Genomic DNA, 12,176 nt, shown 5'->3' with positions numbered 1-12,176 from the left:
ATTCCGAACAGGACCGTGAAACGCCTCAGCGCCGATGATAGTGCAGATACCTGTGTGAAAGTAGGACACCGCCAGACTCCCCCATGTGAAGCCCAGCTTGAGAGATCAAGCTGGGCTTTGTGCTTTGTGGCGTGCGTGCTGCGCACGCACCGTACCGGACCCAAGCCGCTAGCCCGCCTGCACGCCGCCCGATTCCCCACCTCATGTCTGCCCATGTGATCAGCGTTGGCCGCCGGTCGGCCCAATCGCTGCACAGACAAGCAAAAAGCCCGCGTTAGCGGGCTTTGGTGTTTGGGGCGTCGGGCGATAAGCAGAGGCTCAGTCGTCGCGGGTCAGCACTTCCAGCAGCTCGATCTCGAACAGCAGGTTGCTGCCAGGTGTGATGTGGGCGCCGATCTGGCGCTCGCCGTAGGCGAGGTGGGCCGGCACGAACAGCTTGCGCTTGCCGCCGACCTGCATGCCCATCAGGCCGATGTCCCAGCCCTTGATCACCCGGCCGGTGCCGATCACGCACTGGAACGGCTTGCCGCGATCGTAGGAGGAGTCGAACTTGGTGCCGTCTTCCAGGTAACCAGTGTACTGGGTGGTGATCAGCGCGCCCTTGACCACGGCCTTGCCGTCGCCCACCACGATGTCTTCGATTTGCAGTTCGGTGCTCATGAATGTCTTGCCGCTAGGAAACTGGGCAGGATTCTACCCCGTGGCGCGGGATGCGAAAACGCCCGTCTGCGCGGGGCAGACGGGCGTTGGCTGGCTTCAGTTGTGCTGTCAGGCGGTGGCGGTCAGCTGCTGGCGCAGGCGCTTGGTGACGTTGACCATGGCTTGCAGCGCGGCTTCCACTTCCGGCCAGCCGCGGGTTTTCAGGCCGCAGTCCGGGTTCACCCACAGGCGGCGGGCCGGGATCACGTCCAGTGCCTTGGCCAGCAGGTTTTCCAGTTCACGCTCCGCCGGAATACGCGGGCTGTGGATGTCGTACACGCCGGGGCCGATCTCGTTCGGGTAGTGGAAGCTGCCGAAGTCGCGCAGCAGCTCCATGTCGGAACGTGAGGTTTCGATGGTGATCACGTCGGCATCCAGCGCGGCGATTGCCGGCAGAATGTCGCCGAACTCGGAGTAGCACATGTGAGTGTGGATCTGGGTGCTGTCGTCCACGCCGGCGCATGACAGACGGAATGCTTCGCCGGCCCAGGCGAGGTAGGCGTCCCGGTCGCCGCGCTTCAGCGGCAGGCCTTCGCGCACCGCCGGCTCGTCGATCTGGATCACCTTGATGCCGGCGTTTTCCAGGTCCAGCACTTCGTCGTTGATCGCCAGCGCAATCTGGCGGCACACCTCGCTGCGTGGCAGATCGTTGCGCACGAAGCTCCACTGCAGGATGGTTACCGGGCCGGTGAGCATGCCTTTTACCGGGCGCGGGGTCAGGCTCTGCGCGTACACCGTCCAGCTGACGGTCATCGGCTGCGGGCGCACCACATCGCCGTAGATAAGCGGCGGCTTGACGCAGCGGCTGCCGTAGCTCTGCACCCAGCCGTACTCGGTGAAGGCGAAGCCATCCAGCTGCTCGCCGAAATATTCCACCATGTCGTTGCGCTCGGCTTCGCCGTGCACCAGCACGTCGATGTCCAGTACCTCCTGCTTGCGGATCACCAGTTCGATTTCCGCCTTCATCGCCGCTTCATAGTTGGCCGCATCGATCTCGCCGCGCTTGAAGGCGGCGCGCGTGGCACGGATCTCGCTGGTCTGCGGGAAGGAGCCGATGGTGGTGGTGGGCAGCAGCGGCAGCTTGAGCCAGCTTTCCTGCGCCGCGGCGCGCAGCGAGTAGGGGCTGGCGCGGCGGTCGCTGCCCGGCTGCAGCGCGGCCAGGCGGCTGGCCACGTCGGCGCGGTGGATACGCGGGTTGCTGCGGCGCTGCTCACGGGCGAAGTTGCTGGCGGCCAGCTCGTTGCCGATGCTGTCGCGGCCCTGCAGCAGGCCGCGCTTGACCAGTTTCAGCTCGTTCACTTTCTGTACCGCGAACGCCAGCCAGCTCTTCAGGTCCACATCCAGCTGGATTTCCTGTGCCAGGTCGAACGGGCTGTGCAGCAGCGAGCAGCTGGGGGCCAGCCATAGCTTGTCGCCCAGCTGGGCGCGCAGCGCCTCGGCCTGCTGCAGTACCGCATCCAGGTCGGCGCGCCAGATATTGCGGCCATCGATCAGGCCGGCGGACAGCACCTTGTCTTGCGGCCAACCTTGCAGGAAGACTGGCAGTTGCTGCGGTGCGCGCACCAGGTCCAGATGCAGGCCGGCCACCGGCAGCGCCTTCAGCAGTGCGGCGTGGGCGGAGACATCGCCGAAGTAGGTGGCCAGCAGCAGCTTGAGCGGGCTGTGCGCCAGCTGGGGGTAGCTGTCGGCCAGTGCGTCCAGCCAGGCCTGCGGCAGATCCAGGCTCAGGATAGGCTCGTCGAGCTGTACCCATTGCACGCCAGCGCCGTGCAAGGCGGCCAGCAGCTCCTGGTAGGCCGCCAGCAGCGCCGGCAGCAGTGTCAGGCGGTCGAAGCCGGCCTGTTTGGCCTTACCCTGCCACAGCAGGGTCAGCGGGCCGACCAGCACCGGCTTGGCGTGAATGCCCAGCGCCTGCGCTTCGGCCACCTGCGCCAGCAGCGGTGCCGGGTTGGCCGCAAAGCTGCTGTCGGCGTGCCATTCCGGCACCAGGTAGTGATAGTTGGTATCGAACCACTTGGTCATTTCCAGCGCGTGCTGGCTCTGGTTGCCGCGAGCCAGCTGGAAGTACTGCGCGGGGCTCAGCTTGGCGGCATCGAAGCCGAAGCGGCGCGGGATGGCGCCCACCAGCAGCTGGGCGTCCAGCACCTGGTCGTACAGCGAGAAATCGCCCACCGGGCTGATGTCGAGGCCGGCGCCTTTCTGCAGCAGCCAGTGCTTCTGGCGCAGTTCGCGCGCCCCGGCCTGCAGGGCGGCGTCATCGATTTCGTTGTTCCAGAATTTCTCGACCAGGAATTTCAGTTCGCGCCTGGCGCCGATGCGGGGAAAACCCAAAAGGTGAATGTGGCTCATGTGGAATGCCTTGGCTGATTAAAATTGTGCATTCAGCATGCGGCACCTACAATCATGAGGCAATTTCATTATTTTACTGATCAATATGAGGTGAATTCATGTCGCAAACCTTGCTGGAATTGCGGCACCTGAAGACCCTGCTGGCGCTGGCCGAGACCGGCAGCGTCTCGCAGGCGGCCAAGCGGGTGTTCCTTACCCAGTCGGCGCTGTCGCACCAGCTGAAGGCGCTGGAGGAGTACTACGGCCTGCCGCTGTTCGAACGCAAGACGCAGCCCTTGCGCTTCACCCCGGCCGGTGAACGGCTGCTGACGCTGGCGCGCGAAGTCGGCACGCGCATCGCCACGGCGGAGCGCGACATCGCCCGCCTGCGCGAGGGCGAGGCCGGCGAGCTGCGCATCGCGGTGGAATGCCATACCTGCTTCGACTGGCTGATGCCGGCGATGGACGCCTTCCGCCGCCACTGGCCGGCGGTGGAGCTGGACATCGTGTCCGGCTTCCACGCCGACCCGGTGGGGCTGCTGCCGACGCGGCGCGCCGATCTGGCGATTACCTCGGAGGCGGAGCCGCTGGATGGCGTGAGCTATCAGCCGCTGTTCGCCTACGAGATGGTACTGATCATGGCCAATGACCACCCGCTGGCCGGCAAGCCGGTGTGGCAGGCCGAGGATTTTGTCGGTGAAACACTGATCCAGTACCCGGTGCCGGATACGATGCTGGAGCTGATGCGCAAGGTGCTGAAGCCGGCCGGGGTGAACCCGGCGCGGCGTTCGTCGGAGCTGACCATCGCCATCATCCAGCTGGTGGCCAGCCGCCGCGGCGTGGCGGCGCTGCCGTACTGGGCGGTGCAGCCCTACCTGGAGCGCGGCTACGTGGCCAGCGCGCGCATCGGCGCCGGCGGGCTGCAGAGCGAGCTGTACGCCGCGCTGCGCAGCGACGATGCCGAGCTGGGCTATATGCAGGATTTCCTGCACACCGTGCGCGAGCAGAGCTTTGCCACCCTGCCGGGGCTGAGCGTGCTGGCGTGATGGCGCTGAATGCGGCCAACGTTGGCCGCACTCAGCGCGGGCGCAGCAGCGCCTTTTCCGCTTCGATCAGCACGAAGGCCAGCGCGCCGCTGGCGGCGGCCAGCAGCCAGTGGCGGCCGCTCGGCGCGGCGGTACCGAACAGCGCCTGCAGCCACGGCAGGTAGCTGAACGCCAGCTGCAGCACGATCAGCAGCAGTACGCAGCCAAACGCCACCGGGTTGCCCAGCAGCGTGTCGCGGCGCCAGGCGCTGGCGTGGCGCTGGCGGCTGTTGAACAGATAGGCGATCTCGATCGCCACCATGCTGTTCACCGCCATGGTGCTGGCCAGCGGGTGGCCGCCGCCTTCGGCCAGCAGCTGCAGGTACAGCGCGAACGGCAGCGCCACCATCAGCAGGCCGACGAAAACCAGCCGCCACAGGAACAGCCGGTCGAGCAGCTGCGCGCCGGGCGGCCGCGGCGGGCGCCGCATCACGCCGTGTTCGGTCGGCTCGAAGGCGAACGCCAGCGCCAGCGTCACCGCCGACACCATGTTCACCCACAGGATCTGCACCGGGCTGACCGGCAGTGCCACACCGAACAGGATGGCGGCGATGATGATCAGCGCCTGGCCGACATTGGTGGGCAGAATGAACAGGATGGCCTTTTTCAGGTTGTCGTACACGGTGCGGCCCTCGCGTACCGCGCTGACCAGGGTGGCGAAGTTGTCGTCGCTGATCACCATCTCCGCCGCCTCCTTGGCCGCCTCGGTGCCCTTGCCGCCCATTGCCACGCCGACATCGGCCTGTTTCAGCGCCGGCGCGTCGTTGACGCCGTCGCCGGTCATCGCCACCACCTCGCCGTGCTGCTTCAGCGCCGCGATCAGCCGCAGCTTGTGCGCCGGGCTGGCGCGGGCGAACACGTCCACCTGCTGCACCGCGGCCGCCAGCGCGGCGTCGTCCAGCGCGTCGAGGTCGTGGCCGTTCAGCGCGCGGCCATCGCCGATGCCCAGCTGGCGGCCGATGGCGGCGGCGGTGGCGGCGTGGTCGCCGGTGATCATCTTGACGCGGATGCCGGCGGCGCGGCACAACGCCACCGCCTGTCGCGCCTCGGCGCGCGGCGGGTCGAGCAGCACCACCAGCCCCAGCAGCGTCAGCCCGCCGGCCACGTCGTCGAAGCTCAGCTCGCTGCTGCCGTGCGCCTGCTGCCGGCTGGCCAGCGCCAGCACCCGGCCGCCGTCGCCGGCCAGGCGGGCGGCCTGCTGCTGCCACCACGGCAGGTTGGCCGCCTGCTCGCCGCCGGCGGCCAGCTCGTGGCTGACGCGCGCCAGCACCACCTCCGGCGCGCCCTTGAGCAGGATCAGCCGCTGGCCGTTGTGGTCGTGATGCAGGGTGGCCATGAAGCGGTGTTCCGACTCGAACGGAATGGCATCGCGTCGCGGCAGCCGCTGCAGCAGCTGCTCCAGCGGCAGCCGTGCCTTGAGCGCCAGTGCCAGCAGTGCGCCTTCGGTAGGGTCGCCCAGCAGTTGCCAGCCGCCGGCCTGCGGCTGCAGCCGGGCGTCGTTGCACAGTGCGGCGGCCTGCAGCAGCGCATCCAGCGCGGCGTGGCTGCCGTAGTGCTGCGGCTGGCCGTGGCGGAACAGGCCGCCTTCCGGCGCGTAGCCGCTGCCGCTGACCTGCAGCTGGCCGTCGCGCAGCTGCACCTGGCTGGCGGTCATCTCGTTGCGGGTCAGCGTGCCGGTCTTGTCGGAGCAGATCACCGTCACCGAGCCCAGCGTTTCCACCGCCGGCAGCTTGCGCATGATGGCGCGCTGGCGCGCCATGCGCTCCACGCCGATGGCCAGGGTGATGGTGACGATGGCCGGCAGCCCCTCGGGGATGGCCGCCACCGCCAGGCCGACGCCGGCCATGAACATCGCCTGCCAGTGATGGCCGCGCCACAGGATGCCCAGCGCGATGGTGAGCAGCGCCACCGCCACGATGACGATGGAGAGCTGGCGGGCAAAGCGCGCCAGCTCGCGGCTCAGCGGTGTCAGTTGCGCCGGCACGCTGCCCAGCATGGCGTTGATGCGGCCCAGCTCGGTGGCGCTGCCGGTGGCCACCACCAGCGCATGCGCCTGGCCGACGCTCACCAGGGTGCCGGCATAGGCCATATTGCTGCGCTCGGCCAGCGCGGTGTCGGCCGGCAGCGGCGCGCTGTGCTTGTCCACCGGCAGCGATTCGCCGGTCAGCGCCGCTTCGTCGATGCGCAGCGAGCGGGTGTCCAGCAGCCGCACATCGGCCGGCACCTTGTCGCCGCTTTGCAGCAGCACGATGTCGCCCGGCACCAGCTGGCTGGCGTCCACGGCGTGGCGCTCGCCGCCGCGCACCACGATGGCGCCGGGCGCCAGCAGCTTGCGGATCGCCGCCAGCGCGCTTTCGGCGCGCCCTTCCTGCAGCGCGCCGATGGCGGCGTTGATCACGGTCACCGCCACGATCACGCTGGTATCCACCCAGTCGCCGAGCACGGCGGTGATGGCGGCGGCGGCCAGCAGCAGGTAGATCAGCAGGTTGTGGAATTGCAGCAGGAAGCGCTGCAGCAGGTTCTTGCGCGCCGGCTGCGGCAGCAGGTTGGCGCCGTGGCTGGCCAGGCGGCTGGCGGCCTCGGCGGCGCTCAGGCCGTCGCGGCGGCTGTGACAGTGGGCCAGCACCTGCTGGCTATCCAGCTGGTGCCAGCACGGCGGGGCGGGTGGCGGCATGACGGGCTCGCGGCGGGGGAGTGCTGTCATGATAGAACGTGGCCGCGCGCCCGGGCGGCGCGCCGCCGCTGTCAGGCGGGCAGGGTCTTGTAGAAGTAGCGGGTGGCGTGCAGCTGGCCGTCCGGGCTGGCGGCGTAGTGCGGGATGTCGCCGGCCGGCAGCCAGCCCAGCCGCGGGTAGAGGCGGGCGGCCACCGAGTTGCTGTCGGTGTCCAGCACCAGCAGCGTGCGGCCAACGTCGCGCGCCGCCTGCTCCGCCGCCTGCATCAGCCGGCCGGCGATGCCGCGGCCGCGCTGGCTGCTGTGCACCAGCAGCTTCTGGATCTCGCCGCGGTGGCGGCCGTTGGCCTTGCCGCACAGCGCCAGCTGCACGCTGCCGACGATGCGGCCGTCGTACAAGGCCACCCAGCAGCGCAGGCTGTCCAGGTGCAGCTCGCGCGCCAGCTGCTGCCAGTAGCGCGCCGCTTCCTTGTCCGCCAGCGGCGCGAGGAAGCCGACCGAGGCGCCGCCGTGCACGCAGTCCTGCAGCAGCGCCACCAGCTGTGCCAGCTGTTCGGCGTCGATCTGGCGCAGCTCCAGGATGCGCATCATTCCGCCCCGTGCTCCAGGCCCAGTTCCTGGATCTTGCGGGTGAGGGTGTTGCGGCCCCAGCCCAAGAGCTGCGCCGCTTCTACTTTGCGGCCGCCGGTATGCGCCAGGCCGCTCTTGATGCAGGTGCTCTCGAAGCGCGCGGTCAGGTCATCGATGATGCCGGTTTCGCCTGCGGCCAACCTTTGGCTCACCTCGCGTGCCAGCAACTGCGCCCAGTCGGCGCTGCCGCTGCTGGCCGGCGGCGTGGCCACGCTGCCGGTGGCGCTGCTGCTGGCGACGGCGGGTTCGCTGCTGACGGTGCCGGGTTCGTTACGGAATTCCGGCGGCAGGTCGGAGACTTCCACCGTCTGCCCCGGCGCCATCACCGTGATCCACTGGCACAGGTTTTCCAGCTGCCGCACGTTGCCGGGGAACGGGTAGTGGCGCACCAGCTCCATCGCCGCGTCGGTGAGGCGCTTGGGTTCCACCCCAAGGTTGGCCGCACTGCGCGCCAGGAAGTGGCGCGTCAGCAGCGGAATGTCCTCGCTGCGTTCGCGCAGCGCTGGTAGCCGCAGGCGGATCACGTTCAGGCGGTGGAACAGGTCTTCGCGGAATTTGCCCTGTTTGACGTGTTCTTCCAGGTTCTGGTGGGTGGCGGCGATCACGCGCACATTGGCCTTGATCGGGGTGTGGCCGCCGACGCGGTAGAAGTGGCCGTCGGACAGCACGCGCAGCAGGCGGGTCTGCAGTTCGGTGGGCATGTCGCCGATTTCATCTAGGAACAGCGTGCCGCCCTCGGCCTCCTCGAAGCGGCCGCGGCGGGTGCCCAGCGCACCGGTGAAGGCGCCTTTCTCGTGGCCGAACAGCTCGGATTCCAGCAGGTCTTTCGGGATCGCCGCGGTGTTCAGTGCGATGAACGGTTTGCCGGCGCGCACCGAGTGGCGGTGCAGTGCCTCGGCCACTCGCTCCTTGCCGGAGCCGGATTCGCCGGTGATCAGCACGGTGACGCTGGACTGGCTGAGGCGGCCGATGGCGCGGAACACGTCCTGCATCGCCGGCGCCTGCCCCAGCAGGGTGGGCATGTCCACTGCCGCCTCGTCGGCGTTGTCGCCGCTGCGGCTTTCCGCCAGTGCGCGCTCGATCAGCGCCACCGCCTGGTCGACGTCGAACGGCTTGGGCAGGTATTCGAAGGCGCCGCCCTGGAACGCCGCCACCGCGGAGTCGAGGTCGGAGTGCGCGGTCATCACGATCACCGGCAGCGACGGGTGCTCCTGCTTGACCTTGGCGAGGAATTTCAGCCCGTCGGTGCCGGGCATGCGGATGTCGCTGATGATGACGCTGGGCGTGGCATCGTACAGCGCGTTGAGCGCGTCGTCGGCGCTGGGGAAGCTCACATAGGCAATGCCGCTGCGCGCCAGGGACTTTTCCAGTACCCAGCGAATGGCCTTGTCGTCGTCGATGATCCAGACTGTTTGCGTCATGCTTGGCTTGCCTTTGGTTATTGATCCGGGCCGAACGGCAGCAGTACGGTGAAGCAGGTGTTGCCGGGCCGGGAGTCGAATTCGATGGTGCCGCCGTGCTGGTGCACGAAGGTCTGCGCCAGGGTCAGCCCCAGGCCAGTGCCTTCGGCGCGCCCGGTGATCAGCGGGTAGAACACGTGTTCGCGGATTTCTTCCGGGATGCCGGGGCCGTTGTCGATGATCTGCAATTTCAGTGCCAGGTTATGGCGTTTGCGTGCCAGGGTGACCTGGCGGGCGACGCGGGTGCGCAGGATCAGCTCGCCGCTGCCTTTCATTGCCTGCACCGCGTTCTTGCCGATGTTGAGCACCACCTGGATCAGCTGCTCCTTGTCGGCGGCCAGCTGCGGCAGGCTGATGTCGTAGTCGCGGCGGATGCTCAGCTGCTGCGGGTACTCGGCCAGCAGGATGCTGCGCACCCGCTCCAGCACTTCGTGGATGTTGACGTCGCTGGCCACGTGGCGGCGGTGCGGCGCCAGCAGGCGGTCGACCAGGTGCTGCAGCCGCAGCGCTTCCTCGCGGATCACCCCGGTGTATTCCAGCAGCTCCGGGCGGTCGGCAATTTCGTGCTCCAGCAGCTGCGCCGCACCGCGGATGCCGCCCAGCGGGTTCTTGATTTCGTGCGCCAGATTGCGGATCAGCTCGCGGTTGGCCTGTTGCTGCAGCAGGTGGCGTTCTTCGTTGACGATGCGCAGCTGCTGGTCGATGGGGCGCATCTCCAGCAGTGCCAGCCGCGGCGGGCTGTCGATGGGGGTGACGGTGAGGCCGACGTGGATGGCTTCGTCGCCGTCCGGCAGCAGTTCCAGGTCGTGTTCGATAAAGCTGCCGGCGTGGTCCAGCGCCATCTGCACCGCGTTGCGCAGCGCCTTGTTGTGGTGGAAGCGTTCGTACAGGGTGAGCTTTTTCAGCTCCTTGTGGCTGATGCCGAGCAGGTCTTCACAGGCGGGGTTGACGAAGTGCAGCTGGCCGCTGCGTTCGACGATCAAGACCGGGGTATCGAGCAGTTCCAGGCCGGAATAAGCGTGCGTTGTCATGTGACGGATGCCCGATGTTGGTGTGGCAGGCAACTAGCAAGAAGCAAGCCCGCCACCGGGCTGCTGCAGAATAGTGCAGCAGCGGCTTATGCACTAGTTTAGTGCATTCAGCCGCCCAGCTCCCGGGTCAGTGCATCAATATTGCGCTCGCGATCGGTGACTTCGTCGCGCAGGCGCTGCAGCTGCTCCGGCTTGCTGCCGGCTTTCTGCTGGGCTTCGGTCAGGGCCGTGCGTGCCAGCAGCAGCGCCTTGTGTTCGTTGGCCAGCTCGGTTTCCAGGATGCGGCGGCGGCCGGCGTCGCGCTGCTTCTGCACGCCGGGTGCGATGGAGGGGGTGTTGCCGTTGTCCGCCGGCTGGCTGAGGCTGGTTTTCTTGCGCGGACCGGCCGGGGTGGCGCCGCCATTGGGGCTGACCATGATGGCCCTGGCGCCGGGGCGGGGGACATTGGTGAAGGTGACGTGCCCGTCCTGGTCGACAAACTTGTAGATGGTGTCGGCATGGGTGGCGCCGCAGAAGGCGGCAAGCAGCAGGGCAGTCAGGTGGCGTGGCATCGGGGTGTTCGGCAGGGGTTCTGCGTGGATGATAGTCAATTGCCCGGTCGGCGTCATGTTGGCCGCCGGCGGCCGGACGTGAAAAACCCCGCACCGTTGCCGGTGCGGGGTGGCTGTAACGCGGGGTCGAGTCGCTTACAGCGAGTAGTACATCGCGAATTCCACCGGGTGGGTGGTCATGCGGGTCAGGTTCACTTCCTTCATCTTCAGGTCGATGTAGGCGTCGATCCACTCGTTGGAGAACACACCGCCACGGGTCAGGAACTCGCGGTCTGCGTCCAGTGCGGCCAGCGCTTCATCCAGCGATGCACACACGGTCGGGATCAGCTTGTCTTCTTCCGGTGGCAGGTCGTACAGGTTCTTGTCGGCGGCGTCGCCCGGGTGGATCTTGTTCTGGATGCCGTCCAGGCCAGCCATCAGCAGTGCGGAGAAGCACAGGTACGGGTTGGCCAGCGGATCCGGGAAGCGTGCCTCGATACGACGGCCTTTCGGGTTGGCCACGTGCGGGATGCGGATGGAAGCGGAACGGTTCTTGGCGGAGTAGGCCAGTTTCACCGGTGCTTCGTAGTGCGGAACCAGACGCTTGTAGGAGTTGGTGCCCGGGTTGGTGATGGCGTTCAGCGCCTTGGCGTGCTTGATGATACCGCCGATGTAGTACAGGGCGATGTCGGACAGGCCGGCGTAGCCGTCACCGGCGAACAGGTTCTTGCCGTCTTTCCAGATCGACTGGTGCACGTGCATGCCGGAGCCGTTGTCGCCAACGATCGGTTTCGGCATGAAGGTAGCGGTCTTGCCGTAGCTGTGCGCCACGTTGTGTACCACGTACTTCAGGATCTGGGTCCAGTCGGCACGCTGGGTCAGGGTGCTGAACTTGGTGCCGATTTCGTTCTGGCCGGCGGTGGCCACTTCGTGGTGGTGTACTTCTACCGGTACGCCCAGCTCTTCCAGCAGCAGCACCATGGCCGAGCGGATGTCTTGCGAGGAGTCAACCGGCGGTACCGGGAAGTAGCCGCCCTTCACGCCCGGACGGTGGCCGGTGTTGCCGCCTTCGAATTCTTCAGCGGAAGCCCAGGCAGCTTCTTCTGCCTTGATCTTCACGAAGCAGCCGGACATGTCGGTGCCCCAGGTGATGCTGTCGAAAATGAAGAATTCCGGTTCCGGACCGAAGAAGGCGGTGTCGCCAATGCCGGAGGCCTTCAGGTAGGCTTCGGCGCGCTTGGCAACCGAACGCGGGCAGCGGTCGTAGCCCTTGCCGTCGGCCGGGTCGATCACGTCGCAGGACATGAATACGGTCGGCTCGTCGAAGAACGGGTCGATCTTGGCGGTAGCCGGGTCGGCCATCAGCAGCATGTCGGAGGCTTGGATGCCTTTCCAGCCGGCGATGGAGGAGCCGTCGAACGCATGGCCGCGTTCGAACCACTCGTCGGCATCTTCCAGCAGTACGTGTGCCGGGATGGTAACGTGCTGTTCTTTACCCATTGTGTCGGTAAAGCGCAAATCGACAAATTTAACGTCGTTGTCTTGAATCAGCTTGACTACGTCTGCAACCGCCATGGAGATCTCCTAGTGAGAAAGCTATGTGCCGGGGATTGTAGGCACTCTATACAGGTGTGCCAGGGTTAAAGCATGAAGCGTGCCAGATTGTAACGGCGCTATTTCAGGGCGCTGGCGCAAGGTTGGCCGCACTCGTTCCATTATGGTGCACCAACTTGAGGCGCA

General features: G+C 67.1%; 9 protein-coding genes. 1 reads left to right on the top strand and 8 read right to left on the bottom strand.

Annotation, left to right across the window (positions count from 1 at the left end):
* Window positions 1-318: 318 nt before the first annotated feature.
* On the bottom strand, window positions 319-660 hold the full coding sequence (locus tag ACFOLG_RS15030) for an FKBP-type peptidyl-prolyl cis-trans isomerase (protein WP_386093253.1): 342 nt from the start codon (window positions 658-660) through the stop codon (window positions 319-321).
* A 108-nt stretch (window positions 661-768) separates the two neighbouring features.
* A complete protein-coding gene (gene metE, locus ACFOLG_RS15025) occupies window positions 769-3,048 on the bottom strand; it encodes a 5-methyltetrahydropteroyltriglutamate--homocysteine S-methyltransferase (protein ID WP_386093251.1) in 2,280 nt (759 codons plus the stop codon).
* Window positions 3,049-3,146: 98 nt separating this feature from the next.
* On the opposite strand from metE, the gene ACFOLG_RS15020 reads away from it, so the two are divergent.
* Window positions 3,147-4,073, top strand: coding sequence for a LysR family transcriptional regulator (locus ACFOLG_RS15020; protein ID WP_386093249.1), 927 nt, complete (start codon window positions 3,147-3,149; stop codon window positions 4,071-4,073).
* A gap of 31 nt (window positions 4,074-4,104) precedes the next feature.
* On the opposite strand, the gene ACFOLG_RS15015 is transcribed toward ACFOLG_RS15020, so the two are convergent.
* The 6 genes from ACFOLG_RS15015 to glnA all read right to left on the bottom strand — a co-directional run bounded on the left by ACFOLG_RS15015 (window position 4,105) and on the right by glnA (window position 12,011).
* Window positions 4,105-6,786 carry an HAD-IC family P-type ATPase gene (locus tag ACFOLG_RS15015; protein WP_386093248.1) on the bottom strand — a complete coding sequence of 894 codons (2,682 nt, stop codon included), beginning with the start codon at window positions 6,784-6,786 and terminating at the stop codon, window positions 4,105-4,107.
* Window positions 6,787-6,857: 71 nt separating this feature from the next.
* Window positions 6,858-7,376 (bottom strand): GNAT family N-acetyltransferase, encoded by a 519-nt coding sequence (locus ACFOLG_RS15010; protein WP_386093246.1) that lies wholly within the window; start codon window positions 7,374-7,376, stop codon window positions 6,858-6,860.
* Complete coding sequence (gene ntrC, locus ACFOLG_RS15005; protein ID WP_386093244.1) at window positions 7,373-8,836, bottom strand: nitrogen regulation protein NR(I); 1,464 nt, start codon at window positions 8,834-8,836, stop codon at window positions 7,373-7,375. The genes ACFOLG_RS15010 and ntrC overlap by 4 nt, the downstream gene beginning before the upstream one ends.
* A gap of 17 nt (window positions 8,837-8,853) precedes the next feature.
* Window positions 8,854-9,906, bottom strand: coding sequence for a nitrogen regulation protein NR(II) (gene glnL / locus ACFOLG_RS15000; protein ID WP_386093242.1), 1,053 nt, complete (start codon window positions 9,904-9,906; stop codon window positions 8,854-8,856).
* A 107-nt stretch (window positions 9,907-10,013) separates the two neighbouring features.
* Window positions 10,014-10,457, bottom strand: coding sequence for a DUF4124 domain-containing protein (locus ACFOLG_RS14995; RefSeq protein ID WP_386093240.1), 444 nt, complete (start codon window positions 10,455-10,457; stop codon window positions 10,014-10,016).
* Between the two features lie 135 nt (window positions 10,458-10,592).
* Window positions 10,593-12,011, bottom strand: coding sequence for a type I glutamate--ammonia ligase (glnA, locus tag ACFOLG_RS14990; RefSeq protein WP_386093238.1), 1,419 nt, complete (start codon window positions 12,009-12,011; stop codon window positions 10,593-10,595).
* Between the last annotated feature and the right edge of the window lie 165 nt (window positions 12,012-12,176).

The organism is Vogesella facilis (assembly GCF_042648525.1).
Classification (GTDB): Bacteria; Pseudomonadota; Gammaproteobacteria; order Burkholderiales; family Chromobacteriaceae; genus Vogesella; species Vogesella facilis.
This window is presented reverse-complemented; position numbering and strand designations above follow the sequence as displayed.